Source organism: Cellulomonas sp. T2.31MG-18 (assembly GCF_964266755.1).
Taxonomy (GTDB): Bacteria; Actinomycetota; Actinomycetes; order Actinomycetales; family Cellulomonadaceae; genus Cellulomonas.
Genome location: NZ_CAXWGW010000001.1, coordinates 25842 through 47673, shown reverse-complemented (window position 1 = coordinate 47673; position 21832 = coordinate 25842). Strand labels below are relative to the sequence as shown.

Below are 21832 nucleotides of genomic sequence, written 5' to 3'. Positions count from 1 at the left end.
AGGGCTCTACAGGGCGCCGGACTGACGCAGCGCGCCCACCAGCTCGGTGGCGGCGGCAGCGGCGTCGGACCCGTCGAAGATCCGCGCGGTGCGCTCGGCACCACCGGGCTTGGCGGTGGCGAGCGTGGTGAGCACGGCGCCGGGCTCGGCGACGGACAGCTCCGCGAGGCTCAGCACCTCGACCGGCTTCTTGGCCGCCGCGAGGATGTCCTTCATCCCGGCGACGCGCGGCACCACGGCGTCCGCCGTCGCGGCGAGCACCACCGGGGTGGGCACCGAGACGACGGCGGTGCCGGCGGGCAGCTCGCGCTCGACGACCAGCCCGGCCGTCCCGGCGTCGGCCACCCGCACGGCGCTGACCGCCGCCAGGCCCAGCCACCCGAGCGTGCCGGCGAGGGTGAGCGCCACCTGCCCGGCGGCCACGTCGACCGACGAGTCCCCGGCCAGCACCACGTCCACGTCACCGATGCTGCGGACGGCCGCCGCCAGCACGGCTGCGATGCGCGTGCCGTCGGCACCGTCCAGCGCGTCGTCGGCCACCAGCACCAGCCGGTCCAGGCCGCGGGACAGCGCCGCCTTGCGGGCCAGCGGGGTGTCGATGCCGGCGGCGCCGACGGTCAGGCCGATCACCTCGCCACCGGTCGCGTCCGCCAGCTGACGGGCCAGCTCGAGCGCCACCGGGTCGTACTCGCTGACGGCCCACTTCGCGCGGCCCAGGTCGACGGACCCGTCCGCCGCGACGTCCGCGTCCTGCGGGTTGGGCGCCCACTTGTAGGCGACGACGATCTTCATCGCAGCTCCTTCACGTAGCAGCCGAGCGCGGGCTCAGCTGTGGTCCTTGACGATCTGGCGGCCGGCGATGTGCACCATGATCTCGTCGGTGCCGCCGCCGAACCGGTGGCCGCGGATGTCCCGCCACAGGCGCGAGACCCGGGTGCCGACGGTCACGCCGACCCCGCCGAAGATCTGCATCGCCTCGTCCGCGACCTCGAACGCGGCCATCGCGCAGTACCGCTTGCACAGCGCGCCCTGGCTCTTCAGCGGCACCTGCTGGTCGAGCATCCAGGCCGTGCGGAACACGAAGTTGCGCATGTTCTCGACCTTGATTGCCATGTCCGTCAGCTTCTGCTGGATCAGCTGGAACTCACCGATCGGCCGGCCGAACTGCACGCGCTGCGCGGCGTAGCTCGCCGCGTCCTCGAACGCGCACTCGGCCAGGCCCAGGCACTGCGAGGCGATGACCAGGCGCTCCATCTCGAAGTTGCGCATCAGCTGCTTGAAGCCGTTGCCCTTGACGCCCACCAGGCAGGACTCGGGCAGCGTCACGTCGTCGAGGAAGATCTCGCAGGAGTCCGAGATGTGCCAGACGATCTTGTCCAGCCGGTTCGTCGTGACCCCGGGCGCGTCCATCGGCACCAGGTACATCGAGATCGCCTTGCGCGGGTCCTCGACGGCCGGGTCCTTGGCCATCAGCAGCAGGTACTTGGACTGCAGCGCGTTGGTGATCAGCGTCTTGGTGCCGTTGAACGTCACCAGGCCGTCGTGGTGCACCGCGCTGGTCGTCATCGCGGAGTTGTCCGACCCGGCGCCCGGCTCGGTGAACCCGAGCGCGAACGGCACGTCGCCGCTGCTGAGCAGGCCCAGCACCTCGGCCTTCTGCTCCTCGGAGCCGAACTCGATGATGTCCATCGCCTGCAGCAGCTCGAGGCCGTAGCCGTTGTTCAGCCCCTGGCGGGCGGTGCGGGCGGCCAGCAGCACCAGCGTGATCGCGTCGACCGGCGTGCCGCCGTACTCCTCGGGGAAGCCGAGGGACATGAAGCCCGCCTCGTGCATCGCCTTGCGGAACGACGTCGGCGGCTGGTGGTGCAGGTCGAGGTCCGCGATGTACGACTCGGGGCACTCTCGCTCGAGCAGCTCGTCGAGGCTCTCGAGGAGCAGCTGCTGCTCGTCGGTCAGTCCGAAGTCCATGGTCTGCCTTCCGCCGTCGGCGCGTCTGGGGGTGGTCGGGCGACCCTCACCGGGTGCCGCACGGCGATCGTCGGCCCGGCCCACGGGCGCGCACCAAGGACGATGGTCCCCGTTACGGACGAGACGGGTCCGAATTTAGGGCCGGTGTGACGCGCGGAAGGACGATGGTCCTTTTTGCCGACGATCCGCGTCCGGAATCGTGATCCGCGTCCGGCGGGACCGTCCGCGGGTTGACGAAGGAGTGCGACGTGGCACAGGTGATCACGGCAGCGCAGGCAGCCGCGCTGCTGAAGGACGGCGACACCGTCGCGCTGAGCGGGTTCGGCCTGGCCTGCGTCAACGAGGAGACGATGTCCGCCGTCGAGGCCCGGTTCCTGGCCGAGGCGCATCCCCGCGACCTGACGGTGATCCACGCGAGCGCCGTCGGCAACCGTCGCGACAAGGGCATGAGCCACTGGGCGCACCAGGGCCTGATCAAGCGCTGGATGGGCGGCATCGCCATCGCCTCGCCCGCGCTGGCGAACCTGATCGGCGCCGACGGCTGCGAGGCCTACAACCTGCCGCAGGGCGTGATCTGCCAGCTGTACCGCGAGGTCGCGGCGAAGCGTCCGGGCGTGATCACCAAGGTGGGCCTCGGCACGTTCGTCGACCCGCGCGTCGAGGGTGCGCGGATGTCCCCGTCCTCGACGGACGACTACGTCCAGCTGCTCGAGCTGGGCGGCGAGGAGTGGCTGTTCTACCCGTCGTTCCCCATCACCGTGGGGCTGATCCGCGGCACGGTGGCCGACGAGCGCGGCAACCTGACCCTCGAGCACGAGGGCCTGAAGATGGAGGTGCTGCCCATCGCGCAGGCCGTGCGCAACAGCGGCGGCATCGTGATCGCCCAGGTGGAGTCGATCGCGCAGGCGGGCAGCCTCGACCCGAACCTGGTCAAGGTGCCGGGCATCCTGGTCGACTACCTCGTCGTCTCCGAGCCGGAGAACCACTTCCAGACGGAGAACACCCACTACAACCCCTCGTTCTCCGGTCAGCTGCGCGTGCCGCTGTCCGGCGTCGAGTCGATCCCGCTGAGCGAGCGCAAGGTGATCGCCCGGCGCTGCGCGATGGAGCTGCGTCCCGGTGCGGTGCTGAACCTCGGCGTCGGCATCCCGTGCGACGTCGGCACGGTGGTGGCCGAGGAGGGCCTGAGCGACCAGATCATGCTCACCACGGAGGCCGGCGCGATCGGCGGTGTGCCGGCCGGCCTGAAGGACTTCGGCCACGCGTACAACCCCGAGGCGCTGGTCGACATGCACGCGCAGTTCGACTTCTACGACGGCGGCGGCCTCGACTGCGCGGTGCTGGGCCTGGCCCAGACCGACCAGCACGGCAACGTCAACGTCTCCAAGTTCGGCGTGCGGGTGGCCGGCTGCGGCGGGTTCATCAACATCTGCCAGTCCGCCAAGACGCTGATCTTCGCGGGGACGTTCACCGCCGGCGGGCTCGACGTCGCCGTCGCCGACGGCCGGCTGGAGATCCGCACCGAGGGCAAGGCGCGCAAGTTCCTCGCCGACGTCGAGCAGATCACCTTCTCCGGCCCGTACTCCCGCGAGCGCGACCAGCGGGTGCTGTACGTCACCGAGCGGGCGGTGTTCGAGCTGCTCGACGGCGTGATGACGCTCATCGAGATCGCGCCGGGCGTCGACCTGCAGCGCGACGTGCTCGACCTCATGGACTTCGCCCCGGCGGTGTCCCCGGACCTGGCCGAGATGCCCGCCGGGCTGTTCGCCGAGGTGTGGGGCGGTCTGGGCGCCACCGCGGGCGTCCCCGAGCCCGCCCTCGGCTGAGCCCCCACAGCTTCGAACCGACCCCATCGTGCGGGCGCCGTCGCCCGCACCTCTCGAAAGGGCACGTGATGTCCAACCAACCGGCGCCCACCCTGAACAGGTGGACCGTCCTGACCGGCTCGGTGCTGGTCCTGCTGTGCACAGGCGCCATCTACGCGTTCTCGGTGTTCGCCGGCCCCCTGACCGCCGGGCACGGCTGGACGATGTCCCAGGTGATGCTGGCGTTCACCATCAACGGCGCGGTCGCACCGATCCCCATGATCCTGGGCGGCTACATCATCGACCGCGGAGGCGCCCGGTGGGCGATCCTCTTCGGCGCGATCCTGTTCGCGCTCGGGTTCGTGCTCACCGGCACGGCCACCACCCTGACGCAGCTGTACCTGTACTACGGCCTGGTCGCCGGGCTGGGCCAGGGCTTCGCGTACTCCGGCTGCCTGAACAACACGATCAAGTTGTTCCCGGACCGCCGCGGCTTCGCGGCCGGCGTCATCACCGCCGGCATGGGTGCCGGCTCGGTGATCGCCGCACCGGTGGCGCAGTCGATCGTCAAGAGCAGCGGTCCCGGCGCCGCCTTCGTGCGGATGGGCCTGGTGTACGCGGTCGTCGTGGTGATCGGTGCGCTGCTGGTCCGGCCGGCCCCCGTCGGCTACAAGCCCGCGGGGTGGACGCCGCCGGCCGGCGCTCCCGCGGTGGAGAACCGGACGTGGCGGGACATGCTCAGCAAGCCGACGTTCTACCTGATCTTCGTGATGCTCGGTGCCGGCGCGTTCTCCGGCCTGATGATCGCCTCGCAGCTGTCGCCGATCGCGCAGACCAGCATGTTCGGCATCACGGCCGGCACCGCGGCGGTGCTCGTCTCGGTCTACTCCGTCTGCAACGCCCTGGGCCGCTTCGGCTGGGGCGCCGTGTCCGACCGGCTGGGCTACACCACGGCGGTGGCGTTCATCTACGGCCTGGTCGCCGTGTCGTTCCTGGTGATGCTGACGGTGCACTCGACCGTCGGGTTCGTCATCGGCATCGTCGGTCTGGGCCTGTGCTTCGGCGGCGTGATGGGCGTGTTCCCCGCGCTGACGATGAAGACCTACGGCCCGCGGTTCCAGGGGGTCAACTACGGGATCATGTTCACGGCGTACTCGATCGCCGCGTACTTCGGGCCGAAGATCGGCGCGAGCCTCGGCAAGTGGAACCCCAAGCACCCCGGCAGCGGTGACTACACGCAGCCGTTCGTCATCGCGATCGTCGTGACGCTGGTGGGCCTGGGACTGACCCTGGCGCTCGCACGGATGACGGCGTCGAAGGCCACGGCCGTGGCTGCCGCAGAGCCGAACCGCGTCGGCGCGGGCTCCTGAGCCGGCGCGCGCCGAACGAAGACGTCGGGGTGCGCGGAGTCTCCCCCCGCGCACCCCGATGACCGACGGAGGACAGATGGGCCCGGACCTGAGCCTTGCGGCGGCGGTGGCCGCCCGGGCGCTCGACGGTCCGCACCGCGTCGCCACGGTGGACGACCAGGACGCGACGCTCACCTTCGCGGAGCTGGACCGGGCCGCGGCCGGCCTCGCCGCCACCCTCGCTGACGCCGGGGTGGCGGCGGGCGACCGCGTCGCTTGGGCGGGCCGCAACCATCCCGGTCTGCTGATCACGCTGCTGGCGGCGCAGCGGCTCGGTGCCGTGCTCGTCCCGCTCAGCTTCCGCGCGGCACCCGGCGAGACCGCCGAGATGGTGCAGTGGTGCGGCGCCCGCGTCGTCGTCGGGCTCGAGGCCGCGGCGGAGCAGCTGGCGGACCTCCCGCCGTCCGTCACCACGCTGCGCTGGGGCGCGGAGCTGGTGAGCCGGCCGGGACCGGCGCGACCGCGGCCCGCCGCGCCGGACGACCTCGCGGTGCTGCTGCACTCGTCCGGCACGTCCGGCAGGCCCAAGGCCGTGATGCTGAGCCACGCCAACCTCTGGTGGAGCGCCCGCAACCTCGAGGCGGTCCTGGACCTGCACCGGACGGACGTGACGCTGGCCGTCGCCCCGCTGTTCCACGTCGGCGGCCTGAACTGCTTCACCCTCGGGACGCTCGCGCGGGGCGGCACGGTGCTGCTGCGCGCCAGCTTCGACCCGGCGCGCACGCTGGCCGACCTCACGTCGCGCGTGACCACCGTGTTCGGCGTCCCGGCGATGTACGAGGCGATCGCGCGGCAACCCGGCTTCGCCACGGCCGACCTCTCCGGCGTCCGGGCGGCCATCGTCGGCGGGGCCGCCGTCCGCCCGCAGCTCCTCGAGGCCTACCGATCGCGCGGCCTGACGCTGCTGCCGTCCTGGGGCATGACGGAGGCGGCGCCGTGCGGCACGGTGCTGCCGGCGGCCTGGGTGGCCGCCAAGCCGACCTCCGTGGGACTGCCGCTGCCCTACCTCCGCGTCGAGCTGCACCACCCGGACACCGAGCAGCCGGTGACGGGCGTCGGCTGCCCCGGTGAGATCTGGCTGAGCGGCCCGCAGGTGACCGCCGGCTACTGGGCCGATCCCGAGGCGACGGCCCGTGCCGTCCGCGGCGGCTGGTTCCGCACCGGCGACCTCGCCGCGTGGGACGACGACGGGTGCCTGCGGCTGGTGGGACGGCTGTCCGAGGTGGTGAACTCCGGCGGCGAGAAGATCTGCCCCGGCGAGGTCGAGGCCGCGCTGGTGCCGCTGGCCGAGGCTCGCGACTGCGAGCTCGTGGTGCTCGGCGTCCCCGACGCGACGTGGGGCGAGGTGGTGGTCGTCGTCGCGGAGTGCCGCTCGCAGCCGGCGCCCACGCTCGACGAGGTGCGCGCGGCGGCCGGTGCCTCGGTCGCCCGGTTCAAGCTGCCGAAGCACCTGCTGGTCGTCGACGCGCTGCCCCGCACGCCGACCGGCAAGGTGGACCGCCGCGCGCTGACCGAGCTGGCGCAGCGCCGGCTCTGAGCCGGACCGGCGGCCGGTCCCGCATCGCACGGGACCGGCCAGCCGAGGCGTCACACCTCCCGCAGCACCTCGCGGGCGAACCGCAGCGACCGCTCGCGCAGCCCCTCGATCCGCCGCCGCACCACTCCGGCGGGGTCCTGCCCGGCCTCGATGATCGTCGGACGCCGCCGCACGTTGCGCGAGCACTCGAACCGGGTGCAGATCAGCGTGCCGACGGTGTCCCCCTTGCGGCCGGCGGCACCGGCCCGGCGGGCGACGTACAGCGACACGTCGTCGGTGGCGGTGACGTCCTCGCACCACGCGCAGACGGCGCGGCGGCGGGAGCCGGGGTCGTCGGGCGCCCGCAGCGCGATGCCGACCAGCGCGTCGTCGACGGTGAGCACCACGTAGGCGCGCAGCGGTGCCTTGCGGTCCACCCAGCCCAGGTAGTCGAGGCGGTCCCAGGCCTCGGGGGTCAGGGCGGACAGGTCGGGGAGGGTCATCTGCGCGGCCTCGCGGCGCGAGCAGTTGACGAAGGACGACCGGATCTGGGACTCGGTCAGAGGGTTCATGGCTCTCGGCTCTCGTGCGACGGGGAGCCGCCGACACCGGCTGCCGCACGACGAGGCGGTCGCGGGGCGCGCGGGACGACGGCGAAGGACGAGGGCCCGCCGGGGGTGCGCCGAGCGCGCCGGACCGTGGTCCGACGGGGGTGCTGCCGTGAGGCGTCAGGCGTTCCGGGCGGGCGTCCGGCCCAGGCCCGAGCAGGCCGCGACGGCCGCCCCGCTTCCCCGCTGCATCGTGATGCGCTCCGTGCTCACCGGCCGCCGGCTGCTCCTGCGGCACATCCGCCCGCCATGGTGCGACACCGCCCGGCGCCGGGGCAAGCCGATTCGTCCTATGCCTAGGTTCCGGGTGGCGCCTGCGGCCGTCTGCTGCGACTAGCCTTGACTCGGGCCGCCGTGCGGCGTGCCCTCGGACCCCGACCGGGGAGGTGAGCCCTCGTGGACCCAGGCAGTACTCGACGGGCTCGCCTCGCAGCGGTCGCTCCCCGCACCTCCCGGATCTGATCCCGGACGGCCGGGCGCCGTCGCACGTGGCGGGCTCACGCGCTCGTCGACGTCGTCGAGCGGGTCGGAGCGCCGGCAGCATCGCCGCGCCCCGTCGTCGTGCCCTCCCGCGGCACCCGTGACACGCGTCCCGTCACCTGTCAGCACAGCCCCGCCCTGCGTGAACGCGGCCTGCGTGCCTGCACGCCTGCCCGCGCACGGCACGCACCCACGCCGCTCGGCCGGGCTGCCGAACGTTCGGAGTGCCCCATGTCCGTCTCTGCCATGCACCCGGCGCCGCCAGGCCGCGCCGGCCTGCGGTCCCGTGCCGCCCGCAGCACCCAGTCCCTCGCCCTGCGCCGTGAGGTCGCCGGCGCCCTCGTCTCCGTCGCCGGTCTGCACAACCGTCCGGTGCGCGACGCCGACGGCAACGAGGTCGGCCGCGTCGACGACGTCGTCGTCCACTGGGACAGCGGCTACTCGCCCCTGACCGGCCTGATCGTCCGCGTCGGCGCCCGTCGCACCTGGGTGCACGCCCAGGACGTCATCACGATCGAGCAGCAACAGGTCCTGCTCCGCTCCACCCGCTTCGACCTTCGGGACGTGGTGCGGCGCGAGCGGGAGCTGCAGCTGCTCGGGGACGTGATCGACCACCAGCTGGTGGACGTCGCCGGGATCCGAGTGGTCCGCGCCTCCGACCTGTACCTGACGCAGGTGTACGGCGTGTGGCGGCTGGTGGGGGTGGACGTCTCCCTCGCCTCGCTGCTGCGTCGCGTGCTGCCCGGCGGGTGGGGCCGGCGGCCGAGCCCGAGCCAGGTGCTCGACTGGTCGAGCATCCAGCCCTTCGGCGTGCCGGGGGAGTCGGTACGGCTGCGTCGCGGGCACACCGAGCTCCACCGGATGCGGGCGGCCGACCTGGCCGACCTGCTGGAGAGCCTGGGACGTGCCGAGCGGCGGGAGCTGCTCGAGGGCCTGGAGCCGGAGACGGCGGCCGACGCCCTCGAGGAGATGAACCCGCGCGACCTGAACGACCTGCTGCGGGACGCCCCCGTCCAGCAGGCCGCGGACCTGGTCGCGGCCATGGAGTCGGACGAGGCGGTCGAGGCGCTGCGCGAGATGCCGGAGGAGGAGCGCAGCGAGCTACTCGACGCGATGTCCGAGGTGCGCGGTGCCGAGCTCGGTGCCCTGCTCGAGTACGACGAGGAGACGGCCGGCGGCTACATGACGTCGCGGCTGGTGCGGCTGCACTCCGAGCGGACGGTGGCGGACGCGATCGCCGCGGTCCGGGCGGACGCCGCCCGGGGCGAGACGCCGGCCGGCGTGGTGGTGGTCGACGACGACGGCGCGCTGGTGGACGACGTGTCCCTGGTCGAGCTGCTCGGCGTCGACCCGTCCACGCCGCTCGGTCGCGTGGTCGGCGCACCGTGGCCGGTCACCGTGCCGCTGGGCGCGGGACTGGAGGACGTCGTCGAGCGGATGACGGACAACCGGGGGTCGTCGGTGCTGGTGGTCGACGACCGCAACCGGCCGGTGGGCCGCATCCTGGCCGACGACGTGGTGGACGCCCTGGTGCACCAGGACGACCGCCGGTGGCCGTGGCAGCGTCGTGCGGGGAGCGCGTCGTGAGCGCCCGGACGCAGGGCGCCCCGACGCACGGTGTCCAGACGACGAGCGAGGCCGACGCCCTCGACCAGCGGGTGCCACGCCGGATGCGGATGAAGGTCGCGCTCGCGGCGCTCGGGGCGGTGGTCGGCCCGGGCCTGATCGCCGGCCTGTCCGACGACGACCCCGCCGGCATCACCACGTACTCCGTGCTCGGCACCAACTACGGCTACCGCCTGCTGTGGGTGCTCACGGTGTCGACCGTGGCCCTGATCCTGTTCCAGGACCTGGGCGCCCGCATCGGCGTCGTCACCGGTCAGGGCCTGGCCGGCCTGATCCGGCAGCGGTACGGCGCGCGCGCCGGTGTGCTGTCGATGGCGGCGCTGCTGCTGGCGAACATCGGCACCACCACGGCGGAGTTCGCGGGCATCGCAGCCGGGTTCCAGATCTTCGGGGTGAGCCGGTACATCTCCGTGCCGATCGCCGCGGTCATCGTGTCCACGCTGGTGCTCCGGGGCGGGTTCCGCGGCGTGGAGCGGGTGCTGCTGGCGCTGTCCGCGGTGTTCGTCGCCTACATCGCGGCCGGGATCCTCGCCAAGCCGGACTGGGGTGCGGCGCTGACCGGCTCGGTGGTGCCCTCGATGCCGACCGGGCGGGACGCGATCCTGATCGCCACCGCCACGCTCGGCACCACGCTCGCGCCGTGGGGGCTGGCGTTCATCCAGTCCTACGCGGTGGACAAGCGGCTCACCCCCCGCGAGCTGGGGCTGCTGCGGTGGGACGTGGTCACCGGTGCGGTGCTCACGGGCGTGATCGGCTTCTTCGTCGTCATCGCGACCGCCGCCACCCTGCACAAGCGGGGCCTGACCATCCAGGACGCCTCGGACGCCGCCGTCGCCCTGGAACCGCTCGCCGGCCGCCTGGCCTCCCAGCTGTTCGCGGCCGGGCTGATCGGCGCCGCCCTGCTCGCGGCGTCGATCCTGCCGCTGTCCACCGCCTACTCGGTGGCGGACATCGCGGGACGCCCGGCGGCGCTGGACGACTCGATCGCGGAGGCGCCGCTGTTCTACGGCACGTTCGCGTTCGTCACCGTCACCGGTGTGGTGCTGGTGCTGCTGCCGGGCGTCTCCCTGGTGCCGGTGCTGGTGGGCACGCAGGTGATCAACGCGGTGCTGCTGCTGCCGCTGCTGGGCTACATGTCCGGCATCGCGCGGGACAAGCGGCTGATGGGCGAGTACGCGGCGCGGCCGTGGGTGAGCGGCATCTACTGGGTGGCGATCGCCCTGATCACCGTCTGCATCGTGGCGCTCGGGGTGCTGTCGCTGCCGCACTGAGCGGGTCTTCGCAGGACGCGTGGGCGGGCACCGGCACACTGGGCCGGTGCCCGCCCTGCTGCGTCGTTACCACCCGTCCGACCTGCCCGGCATGTACCGGCTGTGCCTGCTCACCGGCGAGGCCGGCGGCGACGCCACCGCGCTGTACCGCAACCCGGACCTGCTGGCCCACCTGTACTGCGGGCCGTACCCGGTGGCGGACCCGGGCCTGACCTTCGTGGTGGCCGACGAGCAGGGCGTCGGCGGGTACGTCGTGGCGACGGCGGACACGGAGGCGTTCGACGAGTGGCTCGACGCGAGCTGGTGGCCCTCCCTGCGCGCGCAGTACCCGCTGCTGCCCGACGCCGGCGACGGCACGGCCGACCACGTGCTGGTCGAGCGGATCCACCACTGGCAGCACGTCACGCCGCCGGCCGGATTCCCGGCGCACCTGCACATCGACCTGCTGCCGCGGCTGCAGGGGCAGGGCTGGGGGCGACGGCTGATCGGCGCGCTGTCCGACGAGCTGCGCTCGCGTGGCGTGCCGGGCGTGCACCTCGGCGTCGACGCCCGCAACACCGGCGCGATCGCGTTCTACCACCGGCTCGGTTTCCAGCCCGAGGAGTCCTACGAGTGGGGGCACCGGCTGGTGCTGCCGCTCTGAGAGCGGGGCCGCGCGGGTGGTGCGGCGTCGCGCGACCGTGCACCGACCGGGCCGCGTCCGAGGGGGCATGATGACGCGGCCCGGCCGGGGACGGTCCGTCAGAGAGTGACCTCGACCTGGACCGTCGCGCCGGCGGGGGCGTAGGGGACGAGGTTGCCCTCGACCGGACGGCCGTCCACCACCAGCCGGCCGCGCGCCCCGCGGGCGCCCGAGTTGGTCACGTGCACGACGTACGTCGCGCCGCGCGCCACCCGGGTCACGGTGAACTCCGGGACGTCCGGCCCGATCTGCGGGTCGACGACGAGCCCGTCGTAGTCCGGCCGCACGCCCAGCAGGTGCTGGGAGACGGCGACGAAGTTCCACGCCGCCGTGCCGGTCAGCCAGCTGTTCTTCGCCTCACCGGCGCGGACGGCCTCCTTGCCGGCGATCATCTGCGCGTAGACGTACGGCTCGAGGCGGTGCACCTCGCTGATGTCCTCGCGGTAGGCCGGCGCGATGCGGCGGTAGTGGTCGAACGCCTTGTCACCACGGCCCAGCACCGTCTCGGCGATGACCACCCACGGGTTGTTGTGGCAGAAGATGCCGCCGTTCTCCTTGTACCCGGGCGGGTACGTCGACACCTCGCCGAGCTCGATCTGGTAGGTGGTGTACGCCGGGTGCTGCAGCACCATGCCGTGCGGCGTGCCCAGCAGCTCCTCGACCGAGTCCAGCGCCTGGACGGCCGGCGCCGTCTCGTCGTCCGGCCCCTCGCCCACGCCGATCCCGGCCATCACCGCGAACCCCTGCGGCTCGATCCAGATCTTGCCCTCGGGCTTGGCGTCGGTGCCGACGGGGTTGCCGAAGTAGTCGTACGCGCGCAGGAACCACCGGCCGTCCCAGCCGTCGCTCAGCACGGCCTGGCGCATCTCCTCGACCAGCCCGCGGGCTCGCTCGGCCACGTCGGCCAGCCCGCGCCGGGCGGCCAGCTCCGCGTACTCGCGCCCGTACAGCACGAACTGCGCGGCGATGAACACCGACTCGGCGGCGCCCCCGGCCTTGTTCTCCGTCGTCTGGAACGGCTCGCCCGGCTCGGTCGAGAAGCAGTTGAGGTTGAGGCAGTCGTTCCAGTCGGCGCGGCCGATCAGCGGCAGCCCGTGCGGCCCGCGGTGGGTGACCGTGAACTCGAACGACCTGGTGAGGTGCTCGAACAGCGGCACCTCGGTGCCCGGCTCGTTGTCGAACGGCACGGGCTCGTCGAGGATCGAGACGTCGCCCGTCTCCTTGACGTAGGCCGCGACACCGGCGATCAGCCACAGCGGGTCGTCGTTGAAGCCGGAGCCGATGTCGTTGTTCCCGCGCTTGGTCAGCGGCTGGTACTGGTGGTACGCCGACCCGTCGGGGAACTGCGTCGCGGCGATGTCGAGGATGCGCTCGCGGGCTCGCGCCGGGATCAGGTGCACGAAGCCCAGCAGGTCCTGGTTGGAGTCGCGGAAGCCCATCCCGCGCCCGATGCCGGTCTCGAAGTACGAGGCCGAGCGGGACATGTTGAACGTGACCATGCACTGGTACTGGTTCCAGATGTTGACCATCCGGTCGAGCTTCTCGTCACCGCTGCGCACCGAGTAGCTGGACAGCAGGCCGGTCCAGTAGGCCCGCAGCCCGTCGAACGCCAGGTCCGTCTGCTCGGTGGTGGCGAACCGGGAGAGCAGCGCGTGCGCCCGCTGCTTGTTGATCACCTGGTGGGCGTCGTCCTCCCACTTCTGCTCGTCGGGGTTCTCCACGTAGCCGAGCACGTAGGTCAGCACGCGCGACTCGCCCGGCTCCAGGGACACGTGCACCGAGTGCGACCCGATCGGGTACCAGCCGGACGCCACCGAGTTGGCCGACTCGCCGGCCAGCGGGACCGCGGCCTCGCCGAGCCCGTTGTACGCGCCGACGAACGTGTCCCGGTCCGTGTCGAACCCGTCCGCGTGGGTGTTGACGGCGAAGACTGCGTAGTGGTCCCGGCGCTCGCGGTACTCGGTGCGGTGGTAGATCGCCGAGCCGTGCGGCCCGTCCTGCTCCACCTCGACCTCGCCGATCGACAGGTTGCGCTGGTAGTTCGTCTGGTCGTCCTGCGCGTTCCACAGGCAGAACTCGACGAAGCTGAACAGCGTCACGTCCTTGTGCTGGTCGGAGGTGTTGGTCACCTCGACGCGCTGCACCTCGGCGTCCTCGCCGACCGGCACGAACACCAGCGTCTCCACCTTGACGCCGCGCCGCTCGCCCGTGATGCGGGTGTAGCCCATGCCGTGCCGCGTCTCGAAGTGGTCCAGCTCGGCCTTGACCGGCATCCACGACGGCGTCCACACGTCGCCGCCGTCGTTGACGTACAGGTACCGGCCGCCCGCGTCGGCGGGGACGTTGTTGTAGCGGTACCGGGTGAGGCGCCGCATCTTGGCGTCCCGGTAGAAGGAGTAGCCGCCGGCCTGGTGCGAGATCAGCGAGAAGAAGCGCTCGGAGCCGAGGTAGTTGATCCACGGGTACGGCGTGCGCGGGGTGGTGATGACGTACTCGCGTGCGTCGTCGTCGAAGTGGCCGTAGCGCATGCCGATGCCTCTCGTGGTGCCGGCGCGTGCGCCGCGGGTCCGCTGCTGTGCGGTCGCCGCGGCCACCTGGCGCCGGGGAACGTGGTCGCAAGTGTGGGCTGAGTGCGTGCGAGAGCGCTCCCACGCTCTCGCGGCAGACGATAGTGCCTCCGGTGCCGGGGTGGCGAACCCCCTGGCGGGGGTGCCCGGATCGGCGTCCGCTCGGCGTCCGAGCGCCGGTGGCCGGAAGGCTCAGGAGCCGCCGGGGTCCGACGACTACCGTGTCCCCGTGCTGCTCTCCGACCGTGACATCCGGACCGAGCTCGCCTCCGGCCGCGTGGTGCTCGACCCGTTCGACCCTGCGATGGTGCAGCCGTCGAGCGTGGACGTGCGGCTGGACAAGTGGTTCCGGCTGTTCGACAACCACAAGTACGCCGTGATCGACCCTGCCGAGGAGCAGCCGGAGCTGACGCGGCTGGTCGAGGTGGCGCCGAACGAGCCGTTCGTGCTGCACCCCGGCGAGTTCGTGCTCGGCTCGACGTTCGAGCAGGTCAGCCTGCCCGACGACGTGGCGGCGCGGCTCGAGGGCAAGTCGTCGCTGGGGCGGCTCGGGCTGCTGACGCACTCCACCGCCGGGTTCGTCGACCCCGGGTTCAGCGGTCACGTGACGCTCGAGCTGTCCAACGTGGCGACGCTGCCGATCAAGCTGTGGCCCGGCATGAAGGTGGGCCAGCTGTGCTTCTTCCGGCTGTCCTCGGCAGCGGAGCGCCCGTACGGCTCGACGGCGGCCGGCTCCCGGTACCAGGGTCAGCGCGGGCCGACGGCCTCGCGGTCGTGGCTGAACTTCCACCGCACGCCGGTGTGACGGAGCGGGTGACCGCATGAGCGACGAGCAGCTGCCCCCGCTCGACACCCAGGACCCGCAGGTGCGGGCCCGCCACCTGCTCGCACTGCCGGCCGGGGTGGGCACCGACGAGGTGGAGGTGCTGGCGCAGAGCCGCTTCACCGCCGCGCGCTGGGAGGAGCCGACCGACACCGGCGCCGTCCGGACGGGGCTGCGGCCCGCCGTCACCGCCGCGTTCGGCATCCGGGCGGTGCCTGCCGGCGCCCAGCCGGCCCACGCCCTTCGGCTGGGCCGCATGTCCCGGTTGGTCGGCCCGTACTCGGTCACCCCCGAGGACGCGATGGCGCTCCGGCTGCCCGCCACCACCCGCACGGTGTGGTCCCTCGACTGCCCGGCGGAGCGCGGCGAGCCGCCGTGGCCGGGTGGCGATCGCGACGGCCTGAAGCGGGCGTTCCCCAACGGTGTGCCGGTGCGGGACGAGGAGCGGGCGCTCGTCTGGCTGGTCGCCACGGCCCGGCGGCTCCAGGGTGCGGTGCGGATCGCCGACTCCGGCGTGGTGCTGACACCGGACGTCGACCAGGCGATCGACCTGACCGTGCTGACCGACCGCTGGCTCGAGCCGGACGAGGCGGTGGCGGTGGTGCGCCGGGTGCTGCCGCGCGCCCACCGGTCCGGCGAGCGGGTGCATCAGCCCTGGTCGGGGCCGCCGCACCCGGACGATGCGGCGGTACGTGCGGCGCTGGGCCCGTTCGGCGTGCAGGACGCCGCCGAACGGGCGCGGCTGGCCGCCGAGGCGGACGCCTACGACCGGTGGATGATGGCGCACCCGCCGGCCGCCGAGGCGTTCGGCGTCGAGGCGGACCTCGGTGTGGACGGCATCCTGGTGGTCGAGGTCAGCGAGCGGCAGGAGGTGCCGCCGCTGCTGCGCGACCTGCCGTGGGCGGCCAACGGCGTGGTGGCCTACCGCGTGCACTGGGAACCGGCGGACGTCACCGAGCTCGAGGCCGAGCGGCCGTCGCTGGAGCACCGGGTGGCTCGGGGGCGGACGTCGCCCCGCATCCAGGCGATCGCCAAGGCGCTGCACGAGGCGGTGGGCGGCGAGGTGGCCGACGAGGCCGACTTCCTGGTGGACCCCGCCGACCTCTGAGCGCGCGCGTGGGTCGGCGACGCGGGTGGCCAGGGGATGCCATGCGGGGCGGCAGCGACTAGACACGGGGCATGGGAACCCTGGTGCGGTCGACGGTGCTCGGTCTGGCGGTCGGGGGCAGGACCTCGACGTCGTTCGCGGTGCCGGTGATGGTGGGCACGCGCGGCCGGACCGGCCTGGGGGCCGCGCTGCTGCGGCTGCTGGCCCGTGCCGCGGTGGTCGGTGAGCTGGTGGGGGACAAGCTGCCCAGCACACCGTCCCGCACCGACGGACCCGTGCTGTACGGCCGCACGGCGGCCGGGGCGCTCGGCGCGCTGGCCCTGTCGGTGCTGGAGCGGCGGCGGGTCGGCTCGCACCTCGTCGCGGTCGTGGCGGGCGGCGCGGGCGCGTTCGTCGGGTCGATCGCCGGGCGGGAGTGGCGGCGCTGGGCGGACGAGGACGGTCCCGACGGCCTGCGCCCCGACTGGAAGGCCGCCGTGATGGAGGACGGGCTGGTGCTGGGCAGCGCGGCCTGCCTGGTGGGGACGTCGCGCGACCCACGGTTCTGAGGCTCGCTGGCCGGCGCGTCGCGCGGTGCGGGGGCCGGCGGTCCGGCCACGGCCGTGCGTGTCGGTCAGCCGCGCGGGGCTCGCAGCCTGCGGGGCTTGGACGCCTTCGGCTCCTTGGCCGGCAGGGCGGCGACCTCGTCGTACGCGCGGCGCACCCAGGCCTCTGCGCGCTCGTCGTCCCAGGCCGTCGGGAGCGAGAGGTACCCGCCCATCGGGCGTTCGGCCGGACCGAACGGACCCGTGCCCTCGGTCGCCGCAAGCTCGGCCTGGCTCGTCGGGTCCTGCAGGCGCAGCCCGACGTCGCTGCCGAGCAGACCCGCGAACATGTTGCCGTGGACGAAGGCGCCGAGGTTGCCGAACATCGGCTTCACCTCCACCTCCGGCAGGTGCTCGACCAGCGCGCGGAAGCGCTCCTTGTCCGCATCGGTGGGGCGGGGGATCTGCACCAGGACCCCTTCCGGGCGGCTTCGGGCGGGTCGGTGCCAGGGTAGGGCGGTGCCCGCCGCGCGCCTAGGCTCGGCCGGGTGACCAGGGAGGACGGGACGGCGGACGACGACGCGACGGGCTGGCGGACCACCGGGTCGCGCGTGGTGTACGAGAACCGGTGGATCCGGGTGCGCGAGGACGCGGTCCAGCACCCGGACGGGAAGCCCGGCGTGTACGGCGTGGTCGAGGTGCGGCAGCCGGCGGTGTTCGTGGTGGCCGTCACCGACGACGACGAGGTGGTGCTGATCAACCAGCACCGGTACACCACCGGACCGGGGTCGGTGGAGGTGCCGGCGGGCGGCTCGGACGGTCAGGAGCCTCTGGTCGCCGCGCAGCGGGAGCTGGCCGAGGAGACGGGGCTGGCCGCGTCGCGATGGACCGCGGTGGGGGACGTCGAGTCGCTGAACGGGGTGGCCGACGCACCGGGCCACGTGTTCGTCGCGCAGGGGTTGTCCCGGCTGCCCGGGTCGGCGGCGGAGCACCAGGCCGAGGAGGGGATCAGCGCCGTGCGGCTGGTGCCGTTCGGTCAGGTGCTGGCCATGGCCGCGGCGGGGGAGATCCGCGACGGGGAGTCGCTGGCGGCGCTGGCGCTCGCGGGGATCCACCTGGGGCGGTTCCGCTGAGGTCGGCCGCCGAGCGTCCGGCCCGCGTCCGGCGTCCGGCGACGCCCGTCTGCAACCAGGCGCTCGCTCGGCGTCAGGCGGCAGCCGCCGGGGCGAACTGCGTGCGGTAGAGGTCGGCGTACAGGCCGCCAGCGGCGATCAGCTCGTCGTGCGTGCCGGACTGCACCACGCGGCCCTCGTCGAGCACCACGATCAGGTCCGCCGCGCGGATGGTGGACAGCCGGTGGGCGATCACCAGGGACGTGCGCCCGACGAGCGCCGCGTCCAGCGCCGCCTGCACGGCGGCCTCGGACTCGGAGTCGAGGTGGGCGGTCGCCTCGTCGAGCACCACCACGTCGGGCGCCTTGAGCAGCAGCCGCGCGATCGCCAGCCGCTGCCGCTCGCCGCCGGACAGCCGGTAGCCGCGATCGCCGACCACGGTGTCGATGCCCTCCGGCAGGGAGTGCACCAGCTCCCACACCTGCGCCTGCCGCAGCGCGGCCTCGATGTCGCCGTCGGACGCGTCGGGCCGGACGAACCGCAGGTTGCCCGCGATCGTGTCGTGGAACAGGTGCGCCTCCTGGCTGACCACGCCGACCGTGGCACGCAGCGACGCGGCGGTGACGTCCCGCAGGTCGAGACCGGCGACCGACACCGAGCCCTCCGTCGGGTCGTACATGCGGGTGACCAGCTGGGAGATCGTCGTCTTGCCGGCGCCCGACGGGCCGACCAGCGCGACCATCGACCCGGCCGGGACCGTGAACGAGACGTCGTGCAGGGTGTCGGCCACCGGGTCGTGCCGCAGCTGGGCGACCGACTCGAGCGACGCAAGGGACACCTCGTCGGCGGACGGGTACCGGAACCGCACGTGGTCGAGGCGGACCTCGGCACCGCCGGCCGCCACGGCCGCCCGCAGGTCCACCGCCTCCGGCTTCTCGGCGACCGTCGGCTTGAGGTCCAGCACCTCGAGCACCCGCTCGAAGCTGACCAGGGCCGTCATCACGTCCACCTGCACGTTCGACATGGCGGTCAGCGGCCCGTACAGCCGGGTGAGGTACGACGCCAGGGCCACCACCACGCCGACGGTCAGCTGCTGCCGCACGGCCAGCACGCCGCCGTAGCCGTAGATGATCGCCACGGCCACCGACGCCACGGTGGTGAGCCCCACCCGGAACCACGTCGCGTACAGCGCCTGCCGCACGCCGATGTCGCGGACCCGACCGGCCTGCGCCGCGTACGCCGCCGACTCGCGGTCCGGGTCGCCGAACACCTTCACCAGGTGCGCGCCGGCCACGTTGAACCGCTCGGTCATCGTCTGCGACGCCTCGGCGTTGAGCTCGTAGCTCTCGCGCGTGATCGCCGAGATCTTGCGGCCGAACCACCGGGCCGGGAACACGAAGGCCGGCAGCAGCACCAGGGACAGCAGCGTCAGCTGCCAGGACATCGACAGCATGGCGCCCAGCACGAACGCGACCGTCAGGGCGTTGGCCACGACGTTCTGCAGCGTCGAGGTGAACGCCTGCTGCGCGCCGAGCACGTCACCGTTGAGCCGCTGCACCAGAGCGCCGGTCTTGGCGCGCGAGAAGAACGCGAGCGGCATGCGCTGCACGTGGTCGAACACGGCGGTGCGCAGGTCGAGGATCAACCCCTCGCCGACGGTCGCGGACAGCCAGCGCTCGGCGACCGAGAGGGCGGCCGAGGCGACGGCGAGCAGCGCGACGGCTGCCGCGATGCCGATCACCACGTTGGCGCGGCCCTTGGCGATGCCGTCGTCGATCAGGTGCTTGAGCAGCAGCGGGGTCGCGGCGCCGACGCCCGCGTCGACGGCCAGGAGGATGACGAACAGGGTCAGCCGGGCCCGGTAGGGGGCGGCGAAGCTCAGGATGCGGCGCAGGGTGCCGGGGGCGAGGTGCTGCTCGGTGACGGAGCGGTCGCGGCCGAAGGTGCGCAGCATGGGGCCGCCGTGCATGGGTGACGGGGTGGACATGGGCGCCTCCGGGGTCGGACTGGTGCTGCTGCGGTCGTCGTGGGCTCGGGTACGGCGTCGCTCGACGACCGATGCTGAGGTTACCTCACAATGTGTGTGGTTCCGGTAGCCTCCTGCTCATGAGCACCGCGAACGGCCGCGACATTCCCGCGCGGGAGAGCGCCGTGGGCGCGCCCGGTGCCGGGGTCCCGGACCACCACGCCGGTCACGCCCCGGCCGACGACGCCGGCGAGGCGCTCGAGCTGGTGCACGGGCTGATGCACTCCCTGCGCCGCGAGGCGGCCGACCGCAACGGACCCGTCGGCACCATGCCCGGCCAGGTTCGGCTGCTGCGGATGCTCAACCGCTGCGACCGGCCGCGGCGACTCGGTGAGCTCGCCCAGGCCATGGACGTCGCCCCGCGGTCGATGACCAGCAAGGTCGACCAGGCCGAGGCAGACGGGCTGGTGCGGCGGGTGCCGGACCCGGCCGACCGGCGCGCGACGCTCGTCGAGCTGACCGAGCACGGGCGGCAGGTCCTCTCCGACGTGTGGGCGCAGCGGGACGTCGGGATGCGCCGCCGGCTCGAGCGGCTGACGGAGGCGGAGCGCGGCGAGCTGCTCGCGCTGCTGCGCCGGGTGGCCGGGTCGGACGGGCCGTGGGCCTGACGCGGCCGGGGGCCTGTGCACGGCGGGGCGGCGGCGGGTTCTGGGCCGGTCCGATACCTCACCCGTCCCGTCTGGTGAGATCTGTGAGAGGATGGCTGGCAGCAGAAGCCCGATGGGCGCCTGTCAGCATGAGACTCCGCCAGGTGGTAGCGGAGCGAGCCACGCACATGGACGTGGCCGCAGGGGACCTGCGATGCGACCCTGGGTCCACAGCCGGAACCACTGCAGGGTTCCGACGAAAGACGAGCCCCGGTACTCGCCCCACGGCGGGACCGGGGCTTCGTGCATCCCGGGACCGGTCGTCGACCCTTCGGCGGGCGTCGCGCGCGAGCTGCGTGGCAGGGTGGGGCGGCTGCACCGACCACGCGCCGGGCGAGCCTGCCGGAACGACCAAGGAGACGCCTGATGGCCCGGATCACCTGCAACTTCTTCTCGACGACCCTGCGGGTGAGCACGGCGATCACGGTGCTGCTCCCGGAGCCGGCGGACGGGCAGATCGGGGTGACGGGGTCCGGGTCGGACGCGCCGCCGCCCGTGCTCTACCTGCTGCACGGGCTCTCGGACGACGAGACGATCTGGACGCGTCACACGTCGGTCGAGCGGTACGTCTCGAAGCTGGGCCTGGCCGTCGTGATGCCGCGGGCCGGGCGCTCGTTCTACCAGGACGAGGCCTACGGCTCCGCGTACTGGAGCTTTCTCACCGAGGAGCTGCCGGAGATGGTGCAGCGCTTCTTCAGGGTGTCCGACCGACCGGAGGACACCTTCGTCGCCGGCCTGTCGATGGGGGGCTACGGGGCGTTCCGGATGGCGCTGACGCACCCTGACCGGTTCGGTGCCGCCGCGTCGCTGTCCGGGGCGCTGGACGTGGCGCACCCCGACCAGGCGGCGCTGTGGGCCGACGAGGTGCCGCAGGTGCTGGCCGGCGCGCCCGTTCCTGCCGACGTGGACCTGATGGCGCTGCTGCGCGGTGCCGATCGGGACGCGCTGCCGCCGCTCTACCTCGCGTGCGGCACCGAGGACTTCCTGTACCCGTCGAACGAGCGCTTCCTGGCGCTCGCCGAAGAGCTGGACGTGCCCGTGCGGACGGAGCTGCGGCCCGGGACGCACGAGTGGGGCTTCTGGGACGAGTCGATCCAGCGCGTGCTGGAGTGGCTGCCCCTGCACCGGTAGCGGGCGAGTTCGGGGCTAGCGGCCGGCGTCGTCCCCCTCGAGCGCGTCGATGCACTTCTCGAGGTAGCGCAGCAGGTCACGGGTCTCCGCCGACGTCAGACCGGCCACCATCTGGGCGTCCACGGCGTCCGCGCGCGCCTGCGCCAGGGCGAGCAGGCGCGCGCCCTCGGGGGAGAGCGCGGTGGGCCGGGCGCGGCCGGACGGGGCCTGCTCGGGGCGCTCGACCAGGCCGCGGTCCTGGAGGCCGCGCAGCAGGGTGCTCATCGTCTGCCGCGTGACGAAGGCGTTCCGGGCCAGGTCGGAGCTGGAGATCCCCGGTGCCCGCGACAGCAGCTCCATGCAGACGTACTGCGGCGTGCTGAGGCCCAGGGGCCGGAGCGTGTCGTCCATCCGCGTGCGCAGCGAGGCCTGGGCGTGCTTGAGCACGTACCCGACGACGTGTGCGAGGTCGTCCGGCCTTTGACGCATGTCAGTAGTCTGACATACCGTCTGCATGTCAGAACACTGACATCCACTCGGACGACAGGTG

General features: G+C 73.1%; 19 protein-coding genes. 12 read left to right on the top strand and 7 right to left on the bottom strand.

Annotated features, from left to right (window positions below):
- Window positions 1-6: 6 nt before the first annotated feature.
- Both ACFQTY_RS00180 and ACFQTY_RS00175 read right to left on the bottom strand, forming a co-directional pair.
- Window positions 7-792, bottom strand: a complete 786-nt coding sequence (locus ACFQTY_RS00180) for an electron transfer flavoprotein subunit beta/FixA family protein (protein WP_378095558.1) — start codon at window positions 790-792, stop codon at window positions 7-9.
- 33 nt (window positions 793-825) lie between these two features.
- Entirely contained in the window at window positions 826-1968 is a 1143-nt protein-coding gene (locus ACFQTY_RS00175; protein WP_337974217.1) for an acyl-CoA dehydrogenase family protein, read from the bottom strand.
- Window positions 1969-2216: 248 nt separating this feature from the next.
- Between ACFQTY_RS00175 and ACFQTY_RS00170 the strand changes: the two genes are divergently transcribed.
- The 3 genes from ACFQTY_RS00170 to ACFQTY_RS00160 all read left to right on the top strand — a co-directional run bounded on the left by ACFQTY_RS00170 (window position 2217) and on the right by ACFQTY_RS00160 (window position 6719).
- A complete protein-coding gene (locus ACFQTY_RS00170) occupies window positions 2217-3794 on the top strand; it encodes an acyl CoA:acetate/3-ketoacid CoA transferase (RefSeq protein WP_378095554.1) in 1578 nt (525 codons plus the stop codon).
- A gap of 68 nt (window positions 3795-3862) precedes the next feature.
- The gene (locus tag ACFQTY_RS00165) at window positions 3863-5143 is read left to right on the top strand and encodes an OFA family MFS transporter (protein WP_378095552.1); all 1281 of its coding nucleotides are present in this window, start codon (window positions 3863-3865) and stop codon (window positions 5141-5143) included.
- Between the two features lie 76 nt (window positions 5144-5219).
- Entirely contained in the window at window positions 5220-6719 is a 1500-nt protein-coding gene (locus ACFQTY_RS00160; protein WP_378095549.1) for a class I adenylate-forming enzyme family protein, read from the top strand.
- 50 nt (window positions 6720-6769) lie between these two features.
- Here ACFQTY_RS00160 and ACFQTY_RS00155 read toward each other — a convergent pair whose 3' ends face one another.
- On the bottom strand, window positions 6770-7270 hold the full coding sequence (locus ACFQTY_RS00155) for an FBP domain-containing protein (protein ID WP_378095547.1): 501 nt from the start codon (window positions 7268-7270) through the stop codon (window positions 6770-6772).
- A gap of 747 nt (window positions 7271-8017) precedes the next feature.
- Between ACFQTY_RS00155 and ACFQTY_RS00150 the strand changes: the two genes are divergently transcribed.
- From ACFQTY_RS00150 to ACFQTY_RS00140, 3 genes are read left to right on the top strand one after another with little or no spacing between them, the layout of a single operon-like run.
- Entirely contained in the window at window positions 8018-9373 is a 1356-nt protein-coding gene (locus tag ACFQTY_RS00150; protein WP_378095544.1) for a magnesium transporter MgtE N-terminal domain-containing protein, read from the top strand.
- A complete protein-coding gene (locus tag ACFQTY_RS00145; RefSeq protein ID WP_378095540.1) occupies window positions 9370-10683 on the top strand; it encodes an Nramp family divalent metal transporter in 1314 nt (437 codons plus the stop codon). Before ACFQTY_RS00150 ends, ACFQTY_RS00145 begins: the two co-directional genes overlap by 4 nt.
- Before the next feature lie 46 nt (window positions 10684-10729).
- A complete protein-coding gene (locus tag ACFQTY_RS00140; protein ID WP_378095537.1) occupies window positions 10730-11326 on the top strand; it encodes a GNAT family N-acetyltransferase in 597 nt (198 codons plus the stop codon).
- Window positions 11327-11424: 98 nt separating this feature from the next.
- Here ACFQTY_RS00140 and ACFQTY_RS00135 read toward each other — a convergent pair whose 3' ends face one another.
- Window positions 11425-13893: a GH36-type glycosyl hydrolase domain-containing protein gene (locus tag ACFQTY_RS00135; protein ID WP_378095534.1), complete on the bottom strand. Its 2469-nt coding sequence runs from the start codon at window positions 13891-13893 to the stop codon at window positions 11425-11427.
- Window positions 13894-14161: 268 nt separating this feature from the next.
- Between ACFQTY_RS00135 and dcd the strand changes: the two genes are divergently transcribed.
- From dcd to ACFQTY_RS00120, 3 genes are all read left to right on the top strand, one after another.
- Window positions 14162-14737 carry a dCTP deaminase gene (gene dcd, locus ACFQTY_RS00130; RefSeq protein ID WP_291760780.1) on the top strand — a complete coding sequence of 192 codons (576 nt, stop codon included), beginning with the start codon at window positions 14162-14164 and terminating at the stop codon, window positions 14735-14737.
- Between the two features lie 16 nt (window positions 14738-14753).
- Window positions 14754-15863 (top strand): hypothetical protein, encoded by a 1110-nt coding sequence (locus ACFQTY_RS00125; protein ID WP_378095531.1) that lies wholly within the window; start codon window positions 14754-14756, stop codon window positions 15861-15863.
- A gap of 71 nt (window positions 15864-15934) precedes the next feature.
- On the top strand, window positions 15935-16411 hold the full coding sequence (locus ACFQTY_RS00120; protein WP_378095528.1) for a hypothetical protein: 477 nt from the start codon (window positions 15935-15937) through the stop codon (window positions 16409-16411).
- A gap of 65 nt (window positions 16412-16476) precedes the next feature.
- On the opposite strand, the gene ACFQTY_RS00115 is transcribed toward ACFQTY_RS00120, so the two are convergent.
- Window positions 16477-16857, bottom strand: a complete 381-nt coding sequence (locus ACFQTY_RS00115; protein ID WP_378095525.1) for a TfoX/Sxy family protein — start codon at window positions 16855-16857, stop codon at window positions 16477-16479.
- Window positions 16858-16935: 78 nt separating this feature from the next.
- On the opposite strand from ACFQTY_RS00115, the gene ACFQTY_RS00110 reads away from it, so the two are divergent.
- Window positions 16936-17520, top strand: coding sequence for an NUDIX domain-containing protein (locus tag ACFQTY_RS00110; RefSeq protein WP_378095522.1), 585 nt, complete (start codon window positions 16936-16938; stop codon window positions 17518-17520).
- A 73-nt stretch (window positions 17521-17593) separates the two neighbouring features.
- Here ACFQTY_RS00110 and ACFQTY_RS00105 read toward each other — a convergent pair whose 3' ends face one another.
- A complete protein-coding gene (locus ACFQTY_RS00105; RefSeq protein WP_378095518.1) occupies window positions 17594-19486 on the bottom strand; it encodes an ABC transporter ATP-binding protein in 1893 nt (630 codons plus the stop codon).
- A 119-nt stretch (window positions 19487-19605) separates the two neighbouring features.
- Between ACFQTY_RS00105 and ACFQTY_RS00100 the strand changes: the two genes are divergently transcribed.
- Window positions 19606-20133: a MarR family winged helix-turn-helix transcriptional regulator gene (locus ACFQTY_RS00100; protein ID WP_378095515.1), complete on the top strand. Its 528-nt coding sequence runs from the start codon at window positions 19606-19608 to the stop codon at window positions 20131-20133.
- A gap of 405 nt (window positions 20134-20538) precedes the next feature.
- Window positions 20539-21303 carry an alpha/beta hydrolase gene (locus ACFQTY_RS00095; RefSeq protein ID WP_378095512.1) on the top strand — a complete coding sequence of 255 codons (765 nt, stop codon included), beginning with the start codon at window positions 20539-20541 and terminating at the stop codon, window positions 21301-21303.
- A gap of 15 nt (window positions 21304-21318) precedes the next feature.
- On the opposite strand, the gene ACFQTY_RS00090 is transcribed toward ACFQTY_RS00095, so the two are convergent.
- On the bottom strand, window positions 21319-21771 hold the full coding sequence (locus ACFQTY_RS00090; protein ID WP_378095509.1) for a MarR family winged helix-turn-helix transcriptional regulator: 453 nt from the start codon (window positions 21769-21771) through the stop codon (window positions 21319-21321).
- Window positions 21772-21832 lie beyond the last annotated feature (61 nt).

Bases quoted from the DNA above. Each gene is read 5' to 3' on its own strand.
- ACFQTY_RS00165 (WP_378095552.1), top strand. From the start codon at position 3,863: ATGTCCAACCAACCGGCGCCCACCCTGAACAGGTGGACCGTCCTGACC.
- ACFQTY_RS00120 (WP_378095528.1), top strand. From the start codon at position 15,935: ATGGGAACCCTGGTGCGGTCGACGGTGCTCGGTCTGGCGGTCGGGGGC.
- ACFQTY_RS00150 (WP_378095544.1), top strand. From the start codon at position 8,018: ATGTCCGTCTCTGCCATGCACCCGGCGCCGCCAGGCCGCGCCGGCCTG.
- ACFQTY_RS00175 (WP_337974217.1), bottom strand. From the start codon at position 1,968: ATGGACTTCGGACTGACCGACGAGCAGCAGCTGCTCCTCGAGAGCCTC.
- ACFQTY_RS00125 (WP_378095531.1), top strand. From the start codon at position 14,754: ATGAGCGACGAGCAGCTGCCCCCGCTCGACACCCAGGACCCGCAGGTG.
- ACFQTY_RS00155 (WP_378095547.1), bottom strand. From the start codon at position 7,270: ATGAACCCTCTGACCGAGTCCCAGATCCGGTCGTCCTTCGTCAACTGC.
- ACFQTY_RS00180 (WP_378095558.1), bottom strand. From the start codon at position 792: ATGAAGATCGTCGTCGCCTACAAGTGGGCGCCCAACCCGCAGGACGCG.
- ACFQTY_RS00105 (WP_378095518.1), bottom strand. From the start codon at position 19,486: ATGTCCACCCCGTCACCCATGCACGGCGGCCCCATGCTGCGCACCTTC.
- ACFQTY_RS00160 (WP_378095549.1), top strand. From the start codon at position 5,220: ATGGGCCCGGACCTGAGCCTTGCGGCGGCGGTGGCCGCCCGGGCGCTC.
- ACFQTY_RS00095 (WP_378095512.1), top strand. From the start codon at position 20,539: ATGGCCCGGATCACCTGCAACTTCTTCTCGACGACCCTGCGGGTGAGC.
- ACFQTY_RS00090 (WP_378095509.1), bottom strand. From the start codon at position 21,771: ATGCGTCAAAGGCCGGACGACCTCGCACACGTCGTCGGGTACGTGCTC.
- ACFQTY_RS00135 (WP_378095534.1), bottom strand. From the start codon at position 13,893: ATGCGCTACGGCCACTTCGACGACGACGCACGCGAGTACGTCATCACC.
- ACFQTY_RS00100 (WP_378095515.1), top strand. From the start codon at position 19,606: ATGAGCACCGCGAACGGCCGCGACATTCCCGCGCGGGAGAGCGCCGTG.